The sequence below is a fragment of the Flavobacterium sp. ALD4 genome (genome assembly GCF_002836475.1).
Taxonomy (GTDB): Bacteria; Bacteroidota; Bacteroidia; order Flavobacteriales; family Flavobacteriaceae; genus Flavobacterium.
In genome coordinates this window covers 281,151-304,458 of record NZ_PJBJ01000023.1, presented here as the reverse complement: position 1 = coordinate 304,458, position 23,308 = coordinate 281,151, and the positions used below count along the sequence as shown (strand labels likewise).

The 23,308-nt window shown below is 35.2% G+C and carries 21 protein-coding genes; 15 read left to right on the top strand and 6 right to left on the bottom strand.

Annotated features, from left to right (window positions below):
* Positions 1–9: 9 nt before the first annotated feature.
* The 3 genes from CXF59_RS03790 to CXF59_RS03780 all read right to left on the bottom strand — a co-directional run bounded on the left by CXF59_RS03790 (position 10) and on the right by CXF59_RS03780 (position 4,846).
* Complete coding sequence (locus CXF59_RS03790; protein WP_101136375.1) at positions 10–1,428, bottom strand: adenosine deaminase; 1,419 nt, start codon at positions 1,426–1,428, stop codon at positions 10–12.
* 173 nt (positions 1,429–1,601) lie between these two features.
* Positions 1,602–3,545, bottom strand: coding sequence for a mechanosensitive ion channel family protein (locus CXF59_RS03785; protein WP_101136374.1), 1,944 nt, complete (start codon positions 3,543–3,545; stop codon positions 1,602–1,604).
* A 38-nt stretch (positions 3,546–3,583) separates the two neighbouring features.
* Positions 3,584–4,846, bottom strand: a complete 1,263-nt coding sequence (locus tag CXF59_RS03780; RefSeq protein WP_101136373.1) for a DUF2254 domain-containing protein — start codon at positions 4,844–4,846, stop codon at positions 3,584–3,586.
* 328 nt (positions 4,847–5,174) lie between these two features.
* Here CXF59_RS03780 and nadC point away from each other — a divergent pair, with 328 nt between their 5' ends.
* From nadC to priA, 4 genes are all read left to right on the top strand, one after another.
* Positions 5,175–6,032: a carboxylating nicotinate-nucleotide diphosphorylase gene (gene nadC / locus CXF59_RS03775; RefSeq protein WP_101136372.1), complete on the top strand. Its 858-nt coding sequence runs from the start codon at positions 5,175–5,177 to the stop codon at positions 6,030–6,032.
* Positions 6,033–6,088: 56 nt separating this feature from the next.
* Entirely contained in the window at positions 6,089–7,021 is a 933-nt protein-coding gene (locus tag CXF59_RS03770; RefSeq protein ID WP_101136371.1) for a YihY/virulence factor BrkB family protein, read from the top strand.
* A 140-nt stretch (positions 7,022–7,161) separates the two neighbouring features.
* Positions 7,162–7,590 carry a DUF2147 domain-containing protein gene (locus CXF59_RS03765; protein ID WP_101136370.1) on the top strand — a complete coding sequence of 143 codons (429 nt, stop codon included), beginning with the start codon at positions 7,162–7,164 and terminating at the stop codon, positions 7,588–7,590.
* 47 nt (positions 7,591–7,637) lie between these two features.
* A complete protein-coding gene (gene priA, locus CXF59_RS03760) occupies positions 7,638–10,091 on the top strand; it encodes a primosomal protein N' (RefSeq protein ID WP_101136369.1) in 2,454 nt (817 codons plus the stop codon).
* Between the two features lie 9 nt (positions 10,092–10,100).
* On the opposite strand, the gene CXF59_RS03755 is transcribed toward priA, so the two are convergent.
* Complete coding sequence (locus CXF59_RS03755) at positions 10,101–10,796, bottom strand: LytTR family DNA-binding domain-containing protein (RefSeq protein ID WP_101136368.1); 696 nt, start codon at positions 10,794–10,796, stop codon at positions 10,101–10,103.
* Positions 10,797–10,962: 166 nt separating this feature from the next.
* On the opposite strand from CXF59_RS03755, the gene rpsF reads away from it, so the two are divergent.
* From rpsF to CXF59_RS03720, 7 genes are all read left to right on the top strand, one after another.
* A complete protein-coding gene (gene rpsF, locus CXF59_RS03750) occupies positions 10,963–11,304 on the top strand; it encodes a 30S ribosomal protein S6 (RefSeq protein ID WP_016989427.1) in 342 nt (113 codons plus the stop codon).
* A 3-nt stretch (positions 11,305–11,307) separates the two neighbouring features.
* Positions 11,308–11,604: a 30S ribosomal protein S18 gene (rpsR, locus tag CXF59_RS03745; protein ID WP_016989426.1), complete on the top strand. Its 297-nt coding sequence runs from the start codon at positions 11,308–11,310 to the stop codon at positions 11,602–11,604.
* A 65-nt stretch (positions 11,605–11,669) separates the two neighbouring features.
* Complete coding sequence (gene rplI / locus CXF59_RS03740) at positions 11,670–12,110, top strand: 50S ribosomal protein L9 (RefSeq protein WP_101136367.1); 441 nt, start codon at positions 11,670–11,672, stop codon at positions 12,108–12,110.
* 97 nt (positions 12,111–12,207) lie between these two features.
* Positions 12,208–15,360, top strand: coding sequence for a carboxypeptidase regulatory-like domain-containing protein (locus CXF59_RS03735; protein WP_101136366.1), 3,153 nt, complete (start codon positions 12,208–12,210; stop codon positions 15,358–15,360).
* A 155-nt stretch (positions 15,361–15,515) separates the two neighbouring features.
* Positions 15,516–15,989 carry a DUF6495 family protein gene (locus tag CXF59_RS03730; protein ID WP_101136365.1) on the top strand — a complete coding sequence of 158 codons (474 nt, stop codon included), beginning with the start codon at positions 15,516–15,518 and terminating at the stop codon, positions 15,987–15,989.
* A 76-nt stretch (positions 15,990–16,065) separates the two neighbouring features.
* Positions 16,066–18,069, top strand: a complete 2,004-nt coding sequence (gene ligA, locus CXF59_RS03725; protein WP_101136364.1) for an NAD-dependent DNA ligase LigA — start codon at positions 16,066–16,068, stop codon at positions 18,067–18,069.
* Positions 18,059–18,772 carry a hypothetical protein gene (locus CXF59_RS03720; RefSeq protein ID WP_101136363.1) on the top strand — a complete coding sequence of 238 codons (714 nt, stop codon included), beginning with the start codon at positions 18,059–18,061 and terminating at the stop codon, positions 18,770–18,772. The genes ligA and CXF59_RS03720 overlap by 11 nt, the downstream gene beginning before the upstream one ends.
* Before the next feature lie 2 nt (positions 18,773–18,774).
* Here the strand turns inward: CXF59_RS03720 and CXF59_RS03715 are convergent, their stop codons facing one another.
* Together CXF59_RS03715 and CXF59_RS03710 are read right to left on the bottom strand one after the other, a co-directional pair.
* Positions 18,775–19,686: a bifunctional UDP-sugar hydrolase/5'-nucleotidase gene (locus CXF59_RS03715; RefSeq protein WP_101136362.1), complete on the bottom strand. Its 912-nt coding sequence runs from the start codon at positions 19,684–19,686 to the stop codon at positions 18,775–18,777.
* A gap of 126 nt (positions 19,687–19,812) precedes the next feature.
* Complete coding sequence (locus tag CXF59_RS03710) at positions 19,813–20,592, bottom strand: 5'-nucleotidase C-terminal domain-containing protein (protein WP_101136361.1); 780 nt, start codon at positions 20,590–20,592, stop codon at positions 19,813–19,815.
* 47 nt (positions 20,593–20,639) lie between these two features.
* Between CXF59_RS03710 and CXF59_RS03705 the strand changes: the two genes are divergently transcribed.
* From CXF59_RS03705 to CXF59_RS03690, 4 genes are all read left to right on the top strand, one after another.
* Positions 20,640–21,158: a hypothetical protein gene (locus CXF59_RS03705; protein ID WP_101136360.1), complete on the top strand. Its 519-nt coding sequence runs from the start codon at positions 20,640–20,642 to the stop codon at positions 21,156–21,158.
* A gap of 6 nt (positions 21,159–21,164) precedes the next feature.
* Complete coding sequence (gene dapA, locus CXF59_RS03700; RefSeq protein ID WP_101136359.1) at positions 21,165–22,046, top strand: 4-hydroxy-tetrahydrodipicolinate synthase; 882 nt, start codon at positions 21,165–21,167, stop codon at positions 22,044–22,046.
* Positions 22,047–22,182: 136 nt separating this feature from the next.
* Positions 22,183–22,977, top strand: coding sequence for an outer membrane protein assembly factor BamD (locus tag CXF59_RS03695; RefSeq protein ID WP_101136358.1), 795 nt, complete (start codon positions 22,183–22,185; stop codon positions 22,975–22,977).
* A gap of 8 nt (positions 22,978–22,985) precedes the next feature.
* Entirely contained in the window at positions 22,986–23,303 is a 318-nt protein-coding gene (locus CXF59_RS03690) for a DNA-directed RNA polymerase subunit omega (RefSeq protein ID WP_101136357.1), read from the top strand.
* Positions 23,304–23,308: the final 5 nt, after the last annotated feature.

The window sequence follows — 23,308 nt, the reverse complement described above, 5'->3', positions numbered from 1 at the left end:
TACAACTGTCTATTTTAAAGGGAAATTAGCCTCGAAAGCAGTAAAACGACTGTCTAGGTCCTTTATTAATTCTTTCTTCACGTTTATGTCCTTTATAAAGCTATAATTAATACTGTTGTATACATATTGCTTGATATCTGCATAGGATACGTCCTTGTATCTATTGGCCAATAAGACATATTGCTCGGTCATATTAGTTCTTAATATTCCGGCATCATCTGTACTGATAACGATGGGAACTCCAAATGCTCTGTATAGCGATATAGGATGGCGGTTTTCTTTGACTTTCAAAATGAATTCGTTACTGGCTAGATTAATTTCGACAGCCACCTTATTTTTTGCCATATAGCGCAATAATTCGTATGATTTATCTTCATAAGCCATGTCAACTCCGTGACCAATGCGATTGGCTTGAGCCGTATAAACAGCATCATTAATATGCGAGGTCAGATCTTCAGGTTGAACCAGTCCCAAGGTAAGTTCGCCCGCATGCATGGAGTATTTTACATCAGGAAATTTAGTATGGCAATAGTTGAACATTACCATGTGCAACCAGTAATCTTTCATGGAGGTTTCACCGTCTTCCGGGGAAACAATATTTACGCCAGCCATAAGTGGACTGCTGTCTGCAGAGATAAAAGCTACTACTAAATTTTTGAATAAATCCACCGGTTCCATAAAACGCAACACAAAATTTTGATAGCGCATGGTGAAACGGGTGTCATCAATTTTTAAATCATTATGCAGTTTCGCCACAAAGTTCGTGTTGAAATCCTTGGCGTCTGCTGCCGCATTTCTTTTTAACATCACACTGTACAGCGTATCAAGAAGCGATTTAATTCCTTTTTCGTTTCTGTTGTATGCTAGTTGTCTTAATTGGCTATTAAAACCAAATAGGTCAGCGGTATTGATTTTTAAAGGGATAGTCGAGAATTCGGTTTCGATATAACTTACGTTTTCCTTGATAGCCCTGTTTTTTAGTTCCAATAAACCTTCGCCAAAATGTCCCACGATGGCTGGACTGAATTTTCCAAAAGACTCAAAAAACAATTTGTCCGAAGGATAACTCACCTCATTATAATCTTTGATTGACCATTTTTCCATTATTCGTTGTTTGTAAGCACCCAGTTCACCTCGGGTATCGAGCGCAGAGAATTTCTCCCAGTTTCCAGCGGCAGGCTTTTCCTTTAGTACTTCCATTGTGGTGGTATTGAGGTAAAAATCCTCAGCGATAGCATCTTCTAATATAGGTTCGGCATAGATGGAACCACTAAAATGATGGTGTAAATCGCCTCCTTTTGGCATTTGGGAAAAGAAAGCCGTCAGTTCGGCCTCATTATTCCTGATTTTCTCTAAATAAAGGCTAGGGGGTTGGGAATAGCTTAGGTTCAGCAGTGCCGAAAAAAGAAGCGTATAAATTAATTTCATAGTGTATGTTTTTGTGGTTCCGATAAATACCGGTAAAATTCCAGTACAGGAATTCGTTTTGGGCGCCTGAGTCGACCTTTATGAACCATTAGATAGATCCTAAGTATTCCATTCAGAATAAATTGGAGGCAAATATAAGCGATTAAACGTATAAAAAAAATAGCCGTAATAAATTACTCTTTATTGAATTTTACACTAAACGGAGGCGCTTGATACTGTTTATCCAAATAATTTTCGGGAATCGTGGTCCTGTTTCCGTCTCTAGCAGCACGATAATGTGGCGACATAATTTCAATCCCTCTTTCGTTACACACATCCTGGATATTTTGATGCAGATCAGAGTAGATTACCGCCTGTTTGTTAGGCTCTTTGACATACGCATTAATCTGATAAGAGACATAGAAATCATCAAGGCTGGTTTGTAACACAAAAGGTGTAGGTTCTGGTAAAACCAATGCCGTTTTGGAGGCGGCATCAATCAATGCCTGATGCATGTCCTTCCAGGGCACATCGTAACCAATGGTTATTGTGGAGTGGATAATTAACCCTTTTTCAGGAGCATCACTGCTATAATTGATGGTATGGCTACTCATTACGGTCGAGTTAGGAATAGATATAATTTCGTTTTTAATGGTCCGTATTCGCGTGACCAATAATGATTTTTCGATGACATCTCCTACTACTTCCCCGATTTTTACTCGATCACCAATTTTAAACAAACGCATGTACGTGAGTATCAAACCGGCAATAATATTAGAAAGTGATCCTGCTGAACCAAAGGTAAAAAGGAACCCCAAGAAAACAGAAACGCCTCTAAATATGGGTGAATCACTTCCTGGAAGATAGGGGAAAATCACGATTAACATGAAAGCAAAAACAATGACACGAACAATCTGGTAGGTAGGGTTTGCCCAATCTGGATAAAAGCCGGGCAATTCTAAATTTCCTTTTTCAATTTCGTTTTTAAGGTAGTGAATCCCTTTTAATACATAGCGGAACACCAAAATAATAACCAATACCGTAATCAAATCAGGCAGGTAATTCCAAAAACCGAGTCCCATCTTTTTAAGGGGATTTAGGATATATCCAAAAAGGGTAGAAGCAAAGCCTTTGGTCCATGGAAAAATTCCGAAGAGAATGGGTAAGGCTATGTAAACCAATAATGCGATTAACAGCCACTTTAAAACTGTATTAACGTTCAGTAATGCATTTACCTGCTGCTTGGCATCAAATAAAATGAAGTTCCTAATTTTGATCCCGTGGATTCGCTTGTCTTCCTGCAGTTTGAGTTTAGATGCTGTCCAATTAAAAAACTTTTTTAAATACGAAATTAATACAAACATGATAATTAGGACGAGCAAGGCTAGTCCAATTTCTTTTGCCAATATGGACACGCTGATTTCGTTTTCATATTTGATAATAGCGGCACTAATCAGTACTTTGTATTTCTGGGCTAATTCCTGTTTTGTAGTATTGTTCCAAAGCGCGTCATTTTCTGAAATGCTCATGATAATGCTTTCGCCATTCACTAAATCAAAAGTCGTTTCTGCTTCTGCGATTTTGATGGAGTCTAAATTGAATTCCAATTGATCCGCAATATTTTTTATTCGAACACTGATAGCATCGGCTCTGTCCTTAGCCGAGAAGCTCCCTAATTTAGTGTAAACAGTGAACAACGTATCATTAAAGAATCCAGTCACCGGATAGCCTTTGGCGGTAAGACGCAACGAATCGATTTGTGCTTTTTTTTGAGCAAGGCGAAGGGATTCTTTTTCGTGCAATGCTAACAACTGTTTTTCTAGGTCTTCTTTTTTGAGATTATCGGTTGTTTTTAAAGACAGCAGTTGCGTTTCCAGTTCCGCCTTTGTGATGGAATCTTTGATGCGCTGCCCTTCTATAACGGATAGTTTTTTATTGAACTCCTGAATTAGCGAAGTGTTTATGGAATCATTTTTTTTAGCGCTGCTTTCATTTTGAGAGAAGGCTACGGTTGAAACAAAGAGGAAAAAAATAGCTGTCAGAAGGGTTTTTATTTTCTGAACAGTACAACCCAATACGTTTTGATTCCAAAACGCAGGAAAAGTATTTTTGTGATGTGTAGTATATTGGTGTTGCATAAATTGGTTCCGTTAAAGGTAATAAAAACAGTGTTTTTTTATAATTGTTTGGTAAATAAACTCTCTCTTTTCAATTGATTAAGATCTCCTCTAAGCTTCATCGCTATTTCAGACCTTTCAAAAGATTCATATGAATGATGCATCGCGGCTATTTTCATGGAGGAATTATCGATGGCATATACGCTGTTAAGGGCTTTTTGAAGTCTGATCATCACTTCAATGTTTCCCGCCCCGTCTCGGGCTATGGGTCTAAACGCATCTTCAAATAGATCTCCAATTGCAAGCTCCGGAACGGCAATACGGTCATACACTTTTTTTTCTTCTTTTTTCGGTTCAACCGGTTCAGCCCATAAAGAAAATAAACGCACATGACTGGTGATTATCTGGATTGCCGTACCAGGGTCATTGACTGCAGGAGACAAAGCACGACTCGCGATTTCGCTTAAAGTGATAAACCCAAAACGTGGATCCTCATCAAAATACCGCATATTGCCGATAACAAATGCTTTCCTCATATCATTGTAATCAGCCTCAGTGGTCGTGTTTTTTTGTGCCAAGATATAAAACAAGGGCTTGTCGATGGCAGAAAAAGTTCCGGGAATTGCGTTTATTGTAATCAGGGCATCTAGTTTCTCTGCAATTCCCTGTAAGTTAGACATGTATACTTGCTGGACATAACCCGTAATATTACCATAAACGGCGGTGCCTTTTTCTTGATTTGGATTAATAGTGATTCCGTTTAGCGTAGGGAACTTTAGTCGGGTTTTTATCGCATTTTCGGTGGCCTCTTCAACTAATTTAATGGTATGTTCCATGCGTCCCAATCGCGAGATACGCTCTACCCATCGTAAAAAAGTAAGTATAACCAGTGCAAAGAACAAAAGTGTAAATATAAATAAAGTAAAGTTCCCTGCTACTCCGTAGTAGCCATTTTTTAAAGCCACCGTAGCCACAATACTATAGATAAAGGAACCAATAAAGACAGAAAGAGCATTTTGCGAAACATCATCGGCAATGATTAATTTAAAAGAGCGAGGAGTGGCCGTATTACTGGCAGCCGAAAATGCTGAAACCATGGAGCCCACTGCAAAAATGGAAATTACTAACATACTTGCTGAGATAGTACCGAGTAATGTTGCCAAGGATTCCGCATTTATTTTGGGAACTAATTCATGAAGACGCGTACTATCAGCTACTTGCGCAATTAGCGCTCCCAAGATGGAGAGCACACAAAAAATCAATGGTCTGAACCATAATTTTTCTGTGATGCGATTCATTGTGAAAAGTACTTTTTCGTTCATAACGGGAAGGTTGGGTACTAAATTAATATATATATATCGAAATAACTAAAATCCTTTACCGCTATGCTTTTCTTACAATTGTCACGGAATGCTTTTTAGTACTTATTTCACAATAATAAATGCTACATGATAAATAATTAATCCGTTTCAGCTAAAGTAGGTTTCAGTTAATTTGTAGTTCGTTCTTTGTGAGGTTGCTGCTTTTTCATTCGCAACATTTTTGCTGTTGCAAGCCCCTTAATCTCGCGAACTCTGCATCAATAGGGAATACAAATTTTCAATGTAATAAAAATAGCCTACTTTAGCAGTATATAAATTTCCTTTAAAAATGATTAGCGAAGCACAATTTAAAAACGAGTTACAGATACTGATTGCAAATGCCATCCGAGAAGACGTGGGCGATGGCGACCATAGTTCACTGGCTTGTATTCCGTCTTCAGCACAAGGAAAAGCAAAGTTGTTGGTCAAAGACAACGGGATTATTGCCGGTGTTGAATTTTCCAAAATGATATTTCATTACATAGACCCTAATTTAACGATAGAGACTTTTATAGTCGATGGCATGCCCGTAAAATACGGCGATGTGGTGTTTCATGTTTCAGGTAGTTCTCAATCGATCCTCAAAGCGGAAAGAATGGTGCTGAACTCGATGCAACGGATGTCGGCCATTGCAACTAAAACCAACAGTTTTGTCAAATTACTGGAAGGAACGAATACCAAAATCTTAGACACCCGTAAAACGACACCCAGTTTTCGAGTAGCCGAGAAATGGGCTGTGAAACTAGGTGGAGGCGAGAACCATCGTTTTGCCTTGTATGATATGATTATGCTCAAAGACAACCATATTGACTTTGCAGGCGGAATCGCTTCGGCTATCGCTAAAACCAAAACCTATCTCAAGGAGAAAGAACTGGATTTGAAAATCATAGTGGAAGCCAGAGACTTAAGTGAGGTTAAAGAAATAGTTGCCTGTGGCGGGGTTTACAGGATATTATTGGATAACTTTGATTATGAAATGACCAGAAAAGCAGTACTTTTTATCGGGGATCAAAGCTTAACGGAATCCTCCGGAAATATTAATGAAGAAACCATAAGAGCATATGCGGAATGTGGCGTGAATTACATATCTTCGGGTGCCTTAACACATTCTGTATATAATATGGATTTGAGTTTAAAAGCGATATAAATTAGCGGTTTTCGCAACCTGATCCCGATAGTTATCGGGGCTATAATCTGAATCGAATGAGTCAAGAAATTGAAGAAAGAATAAATAGAATCCCGCTGCTGCGTAATTTTGCCCATTATTTAAAAGGCGTTAAATTAAAGTGGTTGGGAGGCTTGCCTCTTTATGATTTACTTGAATTATATATCATCGGTATTGCCGAAGGGGCTTTGTCTAATAGGGCCGGTTCGATTGCGTTCAGTTTTTTTATGGCTTTATTCCCATTTGCGCTGTTTATTTTTAACCTTATCCCATACATTCCTATTGAAGGGTTTCAACAGGATTTCTTGAAATTTGTATCTGAAGGTGTTCCCCCAAATACGTTTTATGCGATTGAAAACATAGTGAATGATATCCTTCATAACAGTAACTCCGGTTTGTTGTCCACGGGTTTCATATTGTCTATTTTCCTGATGGCTAATGGATTAAACGCTATTTTGGGAGGATTTGAAAATTCAAGGCATGTATTGGTAAAGCGAGGCTTTTTTCGGCAATATTTTATTGCGGTAGGCATGTCAGTGTTTTTATCAATGTTGCTCTTGGTTACTGTGGGGGTTATTGTTGTTTTTGAAGTGTTTATTCATAAATTAACGGCTAATCAAGTATTAAATGAACAAATTCCATTGATTATTATCGGACGGTATGGTTTTTTAATTATGATGATTTTAATTACGACCTCAGTACTTTTCAAGTTTGGAACAAAGCATGACAAAACAAGGGCCTTCATATCAATTGGTTCTGTCTTTACTACAATTTGGACCATCATTATTTCTTATTTTTTTGGAATCTGGGTAATCCAATTTTCTCAGTACAATCAACTTTATGGCTCTATAGGGACTTTATTAATTGTTATGTTCTATATCTGGATTAACTGCATGATTTTACTTCTCGGTTTTGAGTTAAATGCTGCAATAACTAACTTGAAAAGAAATAATATTATTAAATTAATCTAAATGATTTTTACTAATTTTATAGTATGTTTGATAAAAATTAGCTTCTGTAGCAACAGCGAAATCTACTGGTTGTGAACAACAAGCTTCAAATTATAAATTAGGAATAGGTTTTTTCTGCATTTGACTTACAAAAAAAAATTATGAAAAAAAGTATCACATTCGTATTGCTGTTTGTATCGACATTGTTTTACGCTCAAGGTCAAGGAGTTGTTGGGAAATGGAAAACTATAGATGATCAATCCGGTGAGGAAAAATCAGTCGTAGAAATTTATGAGAAATCTGGAAAAATTTATGGAAAAGTACTTGAAATCTTTGACGCAAGTCATAGAAAAGACCGTTGTATTGACTGTGAAGGAGAAGATACGAATAAGCCTGTTATAGGGTTAACAGTTATAAAGGGGCTTAAAAAAGATGGGAACGAATATAACTCAGGAAAAATTTTAGATCCTAAAAACGGAAAAGTATACAAATGTTTCATTACGTTAGAATCAAAAGATAAACTTAAAGTACGTGGTTATATCGGCTTTGCTTTATTGGGAAGAACCCAATATTGGTATAGAGTCAAATAAGTTCTTTTGTGTCCTAACTACATTAATTAACGCCCAATATCCAAATAATGCTTTTTTTTGCCGAAGTAATTTTACCGCTTTCCCTTGCCAAAACGTTCACATACAGTATATCGGAAGCCGAGTACCATTATATCAAGAAAGGAATGCGTCTCGCAGTTCCTTTTGGGAAAAGCAGAATCTACACTGCGCTTGTAGTAGAAACGCATCAAAACCAACCCACATTATACGATGCCAAAGAAATTCATCAAATTCTTGATGAACGTCCTATTGTTACTGAGGTCCAGATTGCGCATTGGCAATGGATTGCATCCTATTATATGTGTGCCATTGGCGATGTGTACCGCGGTGCGATGCCAAGTGCTTTATTACTGGAAAGCGAAACGGTTATTTCTCAAAAAACAGATGTTTTTGTTGATGAAAGCACACTGTCTGACGATGAGTTTTTGATATTCCAGGCCTTACAACAGCAGTCATCGCTTAAGGTTCAGGACATCATCGCAATTTTAAACAAGAAAAATATTTTTCCGGTCATTCAAAAACTGATTGACAAAAACATCCTAGTGTTGGACGAAGAAATGCGGGAAAGTTATAAGCCCAAATTAGTGCGATACATTCGTTTGAATTCTAAATATGATTCCAATGAGGGATTAGGGAAGTTGCTAGAAACACTAAAAAGTGCCAACAAACAAAAGGAAATCGTTTTAACGTATTTTCAACTAAACGCTTCCGATAAAAAACCTCTCACTGTAAAAAAACTAGTAGAGGCTGCTAATTCTACCTCGGCAATCGTAAAAGCATTAATTGAGAAAGAGGTATTTGAGGATTATCATATACAAGAGGATCGCGTTAATTTTAGTGGAAAGATTAGGGAAAAGGAATTACAGCTGAGTGAAGCACAACAAAATGCTTTTGCTGAGATAAAAGACAGTTTTACCCAAAAAGAAGTTTGTCTTTTACATGGTGTAACTTCCAGTGGGAAAACTGAGATTTACATTAAATTGATAGAGGAGTACCTCTTGACAGGAAAGCAAGTCTTGTATTTGTTGCCTGAAATAGCACTTACCACTCAATTAGTAGGGAGATTAAGAGCTTATTTTGGAAATAAAGTGGCTGTTTTTCATTCGAAATACAATAACAATGAGCGTGTAGAAGTGTGGAATCAAGTTTTGCAAAATTCTGAAAAAGCACAAATAGTAATAGGAGCGAGATCGGCATTATTTTTGCCGTTTGCTGATTTAGGATTTGTAATCGTGGATGAAGAACACGAGCAAACCTTCAAACAAATTGATCCTTCGCCTAGGTATCACGCCCGTGATGCAGCGGTGGTATTGGCAAATTTTTATAAAGCCAAAGTTTTATTAGGTTCGGCAACACCCAGTATTGAAACCTATTTTAATGCTAAGTCGGAGAAATATGGTTTGGTAGAAATCAAGGAGCGGTACGGGAAGGTAATGATGCCGGATATCAAACTTGTTGATTTAAAAGATAAATATTTCCGAAAAAAGATGAAAGGCCATTTTAGTGACACCTTAATCGAGGAAATCACAAACGCCATTGCATTGGGAGAACAGGTGATTTTGTTTCAAAACAGAAGAGGGTATTCTCCTTTAGTGGAATGCATGACTTGCGGGCACGTGCCGCATTGCCAGCAATGTGATGTGAGTTTGACGTATCATAAGCATAAAAATCAACTGCGTTGTCATTATTGCGGGTATTCCATTGCGAAACCGACTCATTGTCACAGCTGTTCTAGTGTTGACTTAACCACCAAGGGTTTTGGAACGGAGCAAATACAGCAAGAGTTATTAAGCCTTTTTCCTCTTAATAAAATAGGAAGAATGGATCAGGACACGACTCGCGGCAAATTTGGGTTTGAAAAAATCATTGATAGTTTTAAAAACAGGGAAGTCGATATCCTGGTGGGAACACAAATGTTAGCGAAAGGACTTGATTTTGATAACGTAAGTTTAGTGGGAATCATGAATGCGGATAACATGTTGTATCATCCCGACTTTAGGGCTTTTGAAAGAAGCTTTCAAATGATGACGCAAGTGTCAGGACGCTCGGGACGCTCAGAAAAACAAGGAAAAGTAATTATTCAAACATATAATCCAGATCATAATACAATACAGCAGGTGACTAATAATGATTATGTAGGGATGTATAAGGAACAATTATATGACCGACAAATTTATAAATACCCACCCTATTTCAAGATTATAAAAATCACGTTAAAGCATCGTGATTTTGACAAACTTAAGGAAGGTGCTAGATGGTTGTATCAAGTGATAAGCCAAAATCTAAATATACCAGTATTAGGACCTGAGGAACCTGCCATCAATAGGATAAGAAACGAATACATTAGGATAATAATCATTAAGATTCCGACAAATATTTCAATAGTAAGTACTAAAAAAATTATCCAGAAGATGTTGAACAGTTTTGATGCAGTTGCTCAATACAGAGCGATTAAAGTTGCGGTAAACGTCGATTTTTATTAAAGTAGTTTTTTATGCATAGGAAAGTGCTTTTACTAAATCTTCTTTTTTGTTTCTACTTAATGGTATTTTAGTGATACCGATTTCTGCAAATTTACTATTGAATCGTTCTACTTTATCAATGTTAATGATGTACGATTTATGAACCCTAACGAATTTCTTTTTCGATAAATCATTTTCAAAAGCCTTCATGGTAGAAAGAACCAAGTTGGTATCATCCTCAGTAACGACTCTTACATAATCACCAAAAGCCTCGATCCATTTTATTTTTGAAGTGAAAATCTTCAATTTTTTTAAGTTACTTTTTATGAAAATGTGTTCTCCGTCTTCTTCCTTAGTATCTTGTTTGAGTAAATGTAAATCCATCGCTCTGGTCACAGACGCATTAAATCGATCTAATGCAATCGGTTTTTGGAGATAATCCGTTGCGTCATAATCAAATGCCTTCAGGGCATATTCCGCTTTAGAAGTGATGAAAATAATTTGAGGTTTGATTTTTAATCCGTCCAGAAAATCAAATCCGCTAATTACAGGCATTTCAATATCAAGGAATATTACGTCTACATTGTGGATGGACATACAACTTCGTGCTTCAATTGCATTTGAGAAATCACCTATCAAATGTAAGCTAGTATGATTATTTACTAACTTAGATATGATCATTCGCTGGATCGAACTATCATCTACAACAACACAGTTTAGTTTCATAATGTTAATGTTTAAGATTCATAAGAGTAAATGTATCTCTTTTTTTTAATGTAATTATAGTTTACACCACTTATTTTTGTCATACGTCGATTAAATTAATTTTACTGTTGGTTATTGGAAAATAAAAGCTATTTTTGCAGCCAAATTAACAAATAAATAAATATTTATGAATCATTATGAAACTGTTTTCATTTTAAATCCCGTTTTATCTGATGTTCAGGTAAAGGAAACAGTAAGCAAATTTGAAGATTTTCTTACTACTAGAGGAGCCGAAATGGTGTCGAAAGAAGACTGGGGCCTTAAAAAAATGGCTTACGAAATTCAAAACAAAAAAAGTGGCTTTTATCACTTATTCGAATTCAAAGTACCAGGAGAAGTTCTAATTGCTTTTGAAACAGAATTTAGACGTGACGAAAGAGTTATGCGTTTCTTAACTGTAAGTTTAGATAAACACGCTATTTCTTGGGCTGAAAGAAGAAGAACAAAATTAAAATCTACAAAAGCTTAAATCATGGCAACACTACAACAATCTGCTTCAGGAAAAAAAGACGGAGATATCAGATATCTTACGCCTTTAAATATAGAAACTAACAAACAAAAAAAGTATTGTCGTTTCAAAAAATCAGGTATCAAATATATCGATTATAAAGACGGTGATTTCTTATTGAAATTCGTAAATGAGCAAGGAAAAATTCTTCCACGTCGTTTAACTGGAACTTCATTAAAATTTCAAAGGAAAGTTTCTGTAGCTGTTAAGAGAGCGCGTCACTTAGCTTTAATGCCATACGTGGCCGATTTATTAAAATAATATTTTAACTCAGTTGTTGGTTTTCTGAAATATGAAACCTAACTTCTCCTATAAAGGACAACAACATGGAACTTATACTTAAAAAAGACGTACAAAATGTAGGATTTAAAGATGACATCGTAACTGTTAAAAACGGATACGGTCGTAATTTTTTAATTCCACAAGGACATGCGCATTTGGCAACTTCTTCTGCAAAGAAAGTGTTAGCCGAAAATCTAAAGCAAAGAGCACATAAAGAAGCTAAAGTAATAAGCGATGCGGAAGCAATAGCTGACGCTTTAAAAGCTATCGAAATCAAAATCATTGCGAAAGCAGGTGGAGAAAAATTATTCGGTTCAATCACGAATATTGATATCGCTGCCGTTTTAGCAAAAGGTGGTCAAGTAATTGACAGAAAATTCATCACTAGTGGTATCGTTAAACGTACTGGTAAATATTCCGCTAGCGTTCGTTTACATAGAGATGTAATCATCGAATTACCCTACGAAATTATTGCAGAAGAATAACATTCTGTTAACATTTTTTTAAGAATATATTAAAATCACTCCTCGGAGTGATTTTTTTTTGTCTACTTTTGCCGCAAACAAACACATATTTACAGAAATGAAAAAATTTATTACTTTATTATTCTTTGTTTTTGGACTACATACCATGGTAGCCCAAAGTACAACGTCCAGTATTAAGGGAACAGTAAAAAGTTCAGACACGGAGTTACTTCCAGGTGCATCTATTTTAGCAATTCATACCCCAACAGGATCTAAGTATTCTGCATTGTCAAATGCGGAAGGTAGGTTTAGTATGCTAAACATGAGAGTTGGAGGACCGTACAAAGTTGTGGTAACCTTTATTGGATTTCGAACAGAGGAAATCAACGATGTTTACCTTGAATTAGGTAAGCCATTTAGTTTAGACATTTTGTTGCAAGACGAAAGTCAACAACTTAGCGAAATTGTAATCACAGGTTCAAAAAACAAAGTTTTTGGAGCAGGGAGAACTGGAGCAGAAACGACTATAGGCAGAAAAGAGTTAACAGCTTTGCCGACTATTTCAAGATCTGCCGAAGATTTTACACGTTTGGAGCCTTCCGCCAGTGGTGGTTCTTTTGGTGGTAGAAATGATCAGTATAATAATTACTCTTTGAATGGTGCCGTTTTTAATAATCCTTTCGGATTAGATGCTGCGACTCCAGGAGGACAAACTGGTTCACAACCAATTTCTCTTGATGCAATTGAGCAAATTCAAGTTGCGACTGCACCTTATGACGTAACGTTGTCTGGATTTACAGGAGCTTCCGTAAACGCGGTTACAAAATCAGGGACAAATGAATTTCACGGTACTACTTATACTTTTTTCAGAAATCAAGATTTAACCGGTAGTAAGGTAAAAGGAGAGAATATATTTGTTCCTTCATTAGAACAAACTCAAGCAGGTGTAAGTATTGGAGGTCCAATTGTCAAAAACAAATTGTTCTTTTTCGCCAATTTTGAAATTGACAAAAGAAGTGACTCAGGTTCAAACTTTGTAGCTAACGACGGTAATGGTGTAACAGGGGTAAATGAATCTAGAGTTTTAGCTACTGATTTAATGCGTGTTTCTACTGAGTTAGGTAATCTAGGTTATAATACAGGAGCATACCAAGGGTTTACTCATAATTCGAATTCTAATAAAGGAATTGTTAAATTTGATTGGAATATTAATGACAATCATAAATTGGCTGTTATTTATAATTTCCTTGATGCTTCAAAAGATAAGCCTGCGCACCCTACGGCACTTATTCGTAGAGGCCCAGATGCTAATACTTTGCAATTCGCAAACTCAGGATACCAAATCAATAATAAGATCAGTTCATTCTTAGTTGAGTTAAACTCAAAATTTAGTGAAGTGGTGACTAATAAATTACAAGCTGGTTATACTCATTTTGATGATTATAGAAGACCATTTTCTTCACCAGCTCCAGTAATAAATATCACAAAAGCAGGTTCTCCTTATATTATTGCAGGACATGAGCCTTTCTCCATAAATAATAAGCTGGATCAAAAAGTAATTCAGATTACTGATAATTTGAATATTGTAAAAGGGAACCATACTTATACTGCAGGTTTTTCATTCGAAAAATTCATGTTTAAAAACTCGTTTAACCTTAAAGGTTATGGTTTTGACGTGTTCGGTAGTACTGATTTAGCTGGATTTGACGCTAATATTGCAAGTGGGTATTATGCTCAAGCAATTGCAGATGCGCAAAGCACTTTTAATACTAAAAATGCTTTAGCTGATGGTGTAGATGGTGGTTGGAACCTGGCTGAATTAAATGTTGGTCAAGTTGCATTGTACGTTCAGGATGAATGGAATATCAATGACAACTTTAAATTGATATACGGTTTAAGAGCTGATAAGCCATTGTATTTTAATACTTCAGACTTAGCTCAAAAATTTATTGATACTGAAAATTCAGAAGGATATTTACCAAATATTGATTATTACAATCCTAAAGATGGTAGTGTAGTTAATTTCGATTCTACAAAAATGCCAAACAACAGCATACTTTGGTCACCGAGAGCTGGTTTTAACTGGGATATCACAGGAGATAAAACAAAACAACTTCGTGGAGGAACAGGTATTTTTACTGGAAGACTTCCTTTTGTTTGGATTGGAAATCAAGTAGGTGGTTCAGATCCTTTTTTCTACCAAGTTGTTAATCCGGACTTTAAATTTCCACAGGTATGGAGAACGAGTTTAGGATACGATCATAAATTCGATAACAACTATATTGTGACGGTAGATGCATCATTTAATAAAGATTTAAATGGAGTTCAAGTTCAAAATTGGGGTTTAAAACAACCAACGAGCCAATTAGTTGGTGCTGATGACAGAGCTGTTTATGGTGCTAATGACCAAGGTACTTGGACTGATTATGGTTTTCCGGCAGCTACAAATGGTTATGTACTGACTAACACAAATAAAGGAAGTGCATTTAATACTTCTATTAAAATACAAAAGAATTTTAATAATGGTTTGTTCGCTAGTTTAGGGTATAACTATTTAAAATCTTTAGATGTAAATTCTATTGAAGCTGAAATCGCTGGTGATGCATTTGCTTTTAATCCTGCTTTAGGAAATGTAAATGATGCAACGCTATCTAATTCTAAATATGGTGATAAAAACCGTTTCATTGGGGTAGCTTCTAAAAAATGGAGATATGGTAATGACAAGTGGGCAACCACTGTTTCTACTTTCTTCGAATATGCACAAGGAGGTCGTTTCAACTATACGTATGGTGGAGACATCAATAATGATGGAGCCTCAGGAAATGATTTAATTTTCATACCGACAACAGCTCAAATTAGCACAATGATATTTTCAGGTGCTGGACAAGCCGCTGCATTTGATAAATTCATAAGTCAAGATAATTACATGAGTGGAAGAAGAGGTCAATATGCAGAACGTTATGGTGCTTTATCTCCTTGGAGAGGAAAATGGGATTTTAAATTTATGCAAGATTATAACTTCAAAGTTTCAGGTAATAAAACCAATACAATCCAATTTAGTATAGATGTATTGAATATAGGAAATTTTCTTAATTCTGACTGGGGAGTAGTTCAAATTCCTACAAGTGTACAGCCTATTGGAGTTTCTGTTGATCAAGCAACAAAGATACCAACATATACTTTTAGCGGGGAGCAAACGAAAACGTTTACCTATGATGCTAGTTTATTGTCAAGATGGCAAGCGCAATTTGGACTTAGATATATATTCTAATCTATTGTAAATATTTTATAAAAAAGCCTTCTTGAAAAAGAAGGCTTTTTTTATTTATAAATTCTAAATTTGCAAACTCCATATTAAATGGAGGTATAAATTAAAATTAGATTTTTGAAATTATCATTTCAAAGCGTAAATTATTAAATTTCATTATGAAGTATACAAGATTAACAAAAGAACAGTTTGAGGAGTTAACGCAAGAATTTAGTACTTTTTTAGCGACTCAAACAATTGATAAAGCGGAATGGGATACCATCAAAGCAGAGAAACCGGAAGTTGCCGAACAGGAATTAGACGTTTTTTCTGATTTAGTCTGGGAAGGAGTTTTGACAAGAGCTGAATATTTAGAGCATTTTTCAAAAAACCATATTTTTCTTTTTCAGAGTTTCGATACGCATGTACAGTCTATTGTCCTAAAATCATTGGTTCCTGACGTAGATTTTTTAACGAAAGAAGGGTTGCAATGGCTTAGTGATAATATGTTTACGGATACAATCGAGATGAAAGTGGGTAAAAAGGAGTTTACGGAAGAGCGTAACACTTCTCTTTTTGCTTTGATACAACAGGGTGCTTTTTTAAGTGACGGGCAATTATACAAGCAAATAAATTCAATTATTGAAGGGTAATTATTCTTGATATTTCTTTTAAATTGGTTATTTTAGTACGCGATTATCAAATACTAAAATAGCCAATTTTTTTTCTATGGATGTTCAAAATACGATTAAAGAATTAAGGGATGAATTAGACCAACACAATTATAGTTATTATGTTTTGGACAAGCCCACTATATCGGATTATGAATTTGATATAAAACTAAAACAGCTTCAAGATTTAGAAAATAAGCACCCTGAATATTTTGATGAAAGTTCCCCTACGCAACGTGTTGGTGGTACTATTACTAAAAATTTTAAAACAGTACCCCACGAGTACAGAATGTATTCCTTAGATAATTCTTATTCTAAGGAGGATTTAATCGATTGGGAAAAACGAATACAGAAAGTATTGGGTGACGTTCCACTAGAATATACCTGCGAATTAAAATACGACGGGGCATCCATCAGCATTACTTATGAGAATGGAAAACTAAAGAGAGCCGTTACCAGAGGCGATGGGTTTCAGGGGGACGATGTTACCAATAATATCAAAACAATAAAGTCGGTTCCGCTACAATTAAAAGGTGATTTTCCCGCTAAATTTGATGTGCGGGGTGAAATTGTTTTGCCTTTTTCCGGATTCGAAAAAATGAATCAGGATTTAATTGAAATTGGGGAAACACCCTATTCCAATCCAAGGAATACTGCCTCAGGAAGTTTAAAATTACAAGACAGCGCCGGAGTTGCCAAAAGGCCATTGGATTGTCTTTTGTACTTTTTAATTGGAAATAACCTGCCTTTCACCACACAGTATGATGGCTTAGAAAGTGCTAGGAAATGGGGTTTTAAAGTGCCTAAAGAAGCAAATTTAGCTGATAGTTTAGAGCAAGTGTTTCAGTACATTGATTATTGGGATGTTCACAGACATGATTTGCCATATGAAACGGATGGGGTAGTGGTAAAAGTAAATCATTTTCAATATCAAGATGAATTGGGCTACACCGCTAAATCACCGCGATGGGCAATGGCATACAAGTTTAAATCTGAGCAAGTTTCAACCAAGTTAAATTCTATTTCTTATCAGGTGGGAAGAACTGGTGCAATTACGCCAGTCGCAAATTTAGAGCCGGTACAATTAGCTGGAACTATAGTGAAAAGGGCTTCTCTATACAATGCAGACCAAATCGAAAAATTAGATGTACGTGTTGGTGATACGGTATTTGTAGAAAAAGGAGGTGAGATTATCCCTAAAATTATAGCTGTAGATTTAAGCAAGCGCCCTGAAAATTCAGAACAAACAAAATACATTACGCATTGTCCGGAATGCCATACGGAATTAGTTAGAAATGAAGGGGAGGTCAATCACTATTGTCCCAATTTTTATGGATGTCCTCCTCAAATTATTGGAAGGATCCAACATTATATTTCGAGAAAAGCGATGGACATTGAAGGACTCGGTGGAGAAACGGTGGCCTTATTATTCAATAATGACCTAGTGCACAACTATGCCGATTTATATGAATTGACGGTAGAACAAATTCTTCCATTGGAACGTATGGCACAAAAATCTGCCGATAACTTGGTTAAAGGTGTGGAGGATTCAAAAAAAATCCCATTCGAACGTGTTCTGTATGCCCTGGGGATAAGATATGTAGGAGAGACTGTAGCCAAGAAGTTAGCAAAACATTATAAAAATATTGATGTATTGAGGCAGGCAACGTTGATGGATTTGATCCTGGTTGATGAAATTGGCGAAAAAATAGCTAAAAGTGTCCTTGAATTCTTTGATAATGAAGAAAATAAAATAATCATTGACAGATTGAAAAATTACGGAATACAATTTGAAATTGTAGAAAATATAAATCCCAATGCTACTGACAAACTAGCAGGAAAAATATTTGTGGTGTCCGGCGTTTTTCAACAGTTTTCCAGAGACGAATTGAAGAAAGTAATTGAAGATAATGGAGGGAAAATAGGCAGTTCGATTTCTGCCAAAACAAATTATGTAGTGGCGGGAGACAATATGGGGCCTGCTAAATTAGAGAAGGCAGGTAAGTTAAATATTCCAATCTTAACTGAAACGGATTTTATAAAACTGATAAATGAAGATTAACACATTTCAGACCGATATTTTAAGGGATGAAAATGATAAAGGTAAAATTGTGACTCTTTTATATTTTATTATAGCTAGTGTTGTAATTATGGGTGAGATCTTTGATAGTGCAACCATTCTTTATATTTTCACGCCGTTAATAGCGCTTGCAATGATGTTTCTTTATTGGAACACGTCTAGAGTAAGAAATCCTTTTTTCTTTGGTGTTTTTTTATTTTCGTTAGTGACGAACTTATTTTTTATTCCAAATACAAAAGAAATGTTGTTTTTTGGGATGATAACGCTGTTGGCTTATCGAGGACTAATGATTTTCCACGTTATTAAATTAATTAAGCCAAAGGACTTCATCCCTATAGGTATCGGAATGGTTCCTTTTGTCTTTGTTTTCTTTTATTTGTTCTCTATTTCAACAGAAATGCCTCAAAACAGCTGCGCCATTATAATAACTCAGAATATTTTGGTATCGGTTCTGGGAGGGATTGCTTTATCAGATTATGTAATGAATGGGTATAATAATTCCTGGCTAGTAATCTGCAGTATATTGTCAGTTTCAAACTACTTTATTGTGTTTATTGAAAAATATTATATGCTTTTTTCATCTCAAACCCTATTTAGGCCCTTGGCTATGATGTTGAATACTGTAATTTATTATTCTTTTTATAGGTGGGTCATTTACGCTGAAACCGCAATTGAAAGGACTTAAGTTTAAACAATGATTGCTATTCCTTCCGATGCTTTTCTTTTATTGGAATCAAAATAAAAATCAATACGGCCAAGATTAATACCATAACAGCCAACTTGGTTTATTAAAACTTCGTTTCCAATACTGTTTTTTGTAACGGTAGGTTTGTCAAGGAAAGTATGAGTGTGTCCTCCGATTATCAGATCGATATCTTTTGTTGCCGCGGCTAGTTGTAAGTCGCATATTCTTGTTGGCTCATTTTTATAATTATAGCCCAGATGTGATAAACAAATAATTAAGTCGCATTTGTTCTCTTCTTTTAATATTCTGGTCATTTCCTGTGCTGTTTCAACAGGATTGTTATATACAGTTTCTTGGTACATTTTTTTATCAACTAAACCATCAAGTTCAATTCCAATACCGAAAACACCAACTTTAATTCCGTTTTTATTGAAAATTTTATAAGGTTTGACTAAGCCGTCCATGATAGTGTTTTTAAAATCGTAATTAGCAGATAGAAATTCGAATTTTGCATGTGGCATTTGAGCGTATAAACCGGAGATTCCATTGTCAAAATCATGATTTCCTATGGTCGAGGCATCATATTGCATCATGCTCATTAATTTAAATTCTAGTTCGCCTCCATAATAATTAAAATAAGGAGTTCCTTGAAAAATATCACCTGCATCCAACAACAATACGTTTTCATCTTCTTTTCTGATTTTTTGGATTAATGCCGCCCTTCTGGCAACACCGCCCATATTTGGATTTCTGTGATCATCGGCGGGAAAAGGATCGATATGACTATGGACATCATTGGTGTGGAGTATGGTTATTTTTTTGACATTCAGACATTCAAAACTACTCAATGATAGCCCTAAACCTAATACTGCCGTAGTTGCGGCTGTTTTCTCTATGAAATCTCTTCTTTTCATTTTTTCTTTTTTTGAAGCTTAATCCCGCTTTCCGCTTCAATCTTTTTATCCGCCAAAAAGGTGGACAAAAAGGATTTTCACTACAATCGGTACTAGGGCCATAGTTGTTTTAAGAATATTTGGATTTTATTCGACGGTGATTCGAATACCGTTGATTACAGGAATGGTGTCTATTTCTTTAAAGTAATCAATCAAAATATTCCTTAATTTGTAATCCAGATCATATGTTTGAATTCCCTTTCTAAAAAAAGACATATTGTCTCCTCCATTGGATAGGTAGTCGTTAGTGCCTACATAGTATATTTTATCTTTTTCCAGAGGATTGCCTTGTACCAGTATATTTTTAGCATGATTATTTTTGTCAATCGTAAATGTCATACCGGACAGAGGATGTGGTTGTTTTTCTGTAATCAAATAATCTACGATTTCATTAATTTGCTCCCCTTTTAAAGCCACAACAACGAGGCTGTTTTCAAAAGGCATAATTTTAAAAGCAGTTCTGCTCGTTACATTTCCATTTGGTAGGGTTGATCTTATTCCTCCTTGATTGAGTAAACAAATATCAATTTTCTTATTCTCTCTTTTAGTAAAGACAGTATTTCCCCGATTTAGTGTAACATCAGCCATTAAGTTTCCTATGGTTGTTTGCCATTTTCCGATACTTTTGTCTAAAGTTTCAGGGCTGTAGGCCAGAATACTGTCTAAATCTTTAATAATATGTTCTCTATATGGTTTTATAAAGTTTTCAATTTCAATGACTTGGGGTGCCTTTTCGGTAATGGGTAATTGTTTGCCTTCAATTCGCGTTAGCCTCAGTGTTGTAGTTCGACAGGATAGGAGGGAAAAAAATGTTAAGAATATAACAAAAAGTTTAAAAACATCGTTATACTTTTTTAGATTTACCATTTGTTATGGGACTTAATTAATTAATTTTGTAAAACAGTAAAAATAGAATGTTTTTAAATTATATAAAAGAATTTTCTGCAAAAAAAATATTAAAAAACAGTTTGCAAAATGCAAAAGGCAATTCAAGTTCTGGAATTATAAAGACAGTAGGTTTAGTTATAGATCAACGTTATTTTTTAGAGACAGATGCTTTAATAAAGGAGTTCATTGCTAATGGTATTTTAGAAGAAAATATAGAGGTTATTGTTTATGGAGATATGTTTAAAAATAACATAAACTCGGGACGAGTTACTTTCGGTTCAAAACATTTACAGTGGAATGCAGAAATAGACAATCCTGGCGTTAACAATTTTATCGACAAAGAATTTGATTTATTGATTAGTTATTATAATATTGAAAAAGCAATACTGTTAGTTGTTACTCACAATTCAAAAGCACATTTTAAAGTTGGTTTTTCAGCTATTGATAAAAGGTTTAATAGTTTAATTATTAATACCAATGCTGACAATCAGAAGGTTTTTACTCAGGAATTATTTAGATATTTAAAAATATTAAACAAAATATAACAAAACATGCAAGCATTAATAGGAACGGGTGTTGCTCTTGTGACCCCATTTAACCAAGATTTTTCAATTGATACGGACGCATTAAGAAGAATTGTAAATTTTTCTGTAGAAGGTGGAATTGAATATCTTGTAATTCTTGGGACTACAGCAGAGAATGCCACATTATCTCAAGACGAAAAAGAGGTAGTTATTAAAACGGTAGTTGATTGTAACAAGGGACGATTGCCATTAGTATTGGGAGTGGGAGGAAACGATACGAGAAGAATTGTTGAAGAGTTAAAAAACAGGGATTTATCGGATTTTATAGCTATACTTTCAGTGTCTCCATTTTATAACAAACCTACCCAAGAAGGAATATATCAACATTTTAAAGCGATTTCTGAAGCTTCACCAATTCCTGTGATTATTTATAATGTTCCAGGAAGAACGTCAAGTAATATGTTGCCGAAAACAGTATTGCGTTTGGCAAATGATTTTCAAAATATTATTGCCGTTAAAGAAGCGGCCGGTGATATGGTTCAAGCTATGCAAATATTGAAGGATAAGCCAAAAGATTTTCTTGTAATCTCAGGAGATGATATGATCGCTTTGCCAATGGTTCTTGCCGGAGGTTCAGGAGTTATATCCGTAATAGGACAAGGTTTCCCGAAAGAATTTTCTGAAATGATACGATTGGGCTTAAATCGCAAAGTGGATGAAGCGTATAAAATACAATACCTTTTGTCGGACTGTATTGATATGATTTTCGAACAAGGAAATCCTGCTGGAATCAAACAAGTGTTTGATTCACTGGGAATAGCTGATAGTTTTGTACGTTTGCCGTTAGTTCAGGTTGATGAGTCTTTATGTCAAAGAATAGATCAATTTGTTAAAAATACAGCTATATAAGCTCGCGAAGCACCGCTTATTTTTAAGCAAAGAAATATTTTGTAGTAGCTAAATTAATAACTAAATTTGCCCGAGAAACTTCGGTATGATTTTTTGTGAGTTGTGACGACCCGCTAGATCAAATAAAAAAAATAAAATGAAAAAAATTATATCTCTATTGCTTCTCACTGTCCTTTTTGTTTCTTGTAGTGAATATCAAAAAGCATTGAAAAATGATGATGTAGCCGTAAAATTTGAAATGGGTACTAAATTATATGAAGCTGGGAAATATACAAAAGCAATAAGACTTTTTGAACAAATAGCACCCGCTTACAGAGGCAAGCCACAAGCTGAAAAGTTGTTTTACATGTTTGCACAGTCTTATTACAAAACGGGACAGTATTATTTAGCCGGATATCAGTTTGAAAGTTTTGCTTCAGGATATCCTAAAAGTGAAAAAGTGCAAGAAGCTGCTTATTTAGGTCCGAAAAGTTATTCGATGTTATCACCGGTTTACAGCTTAGATCAAACTGACACTTATAAAGCAATTGATAAATTACAATCCTTTATAGATACTTATCCCAACTCTGAATATTTGCCGGAGGCAAATGAAGCAGTAAGGGTTTTAAGCGAAAAAATAGAGAAAAAAGTATTTGAAAATGCTAAAGGATATAATACGATATCAGATTATAAATCGGCTTTGGTCGCTTTAGATAATTTTATAGCTGATTATCCCGGAACTCCTTTCAAAGAAGATGCTTTGTATTATAAGTTTGAATCTGCATATCAATTAGGAATAAATAGTGTTGAGTCTAAGAAGGAAGAACGTTTGAATGTTGCAAAAACAGCCTATACAAGCTTGATTAGATTTAATGCGGGAACAAAATATAAAGGGAAAGCGAACGAAATGTTAGCTCTTATTGAACAAGATTTACAAAAATTTACTAAATAAATAAAGTCATGGATTTAAAAAAGACGAATGCGCCGGTAAATACAATAACGTATAATAAAACTGTTATTGAAGAACCTACTGGGAACGTGTATGAAGCGATAACCATTATGGCTAAAAGAGCAAATCAAATCAATTCTGAAATTAAAAAAGAATTGACTGAAAAACTGGAAGAGTTTGCTACTTATAATGATAGTCTTGAAGAAGTTTTTGAAAACAAAGAACAAATTGAGGTTTCAAAATTTTATGAAAAATTGCCAAAGCCACATGCTTTAGCTGTTCAAGAATGGTTAGATGGTAAAATTTACTACAGAGATTCAACTAAATAAGAGTA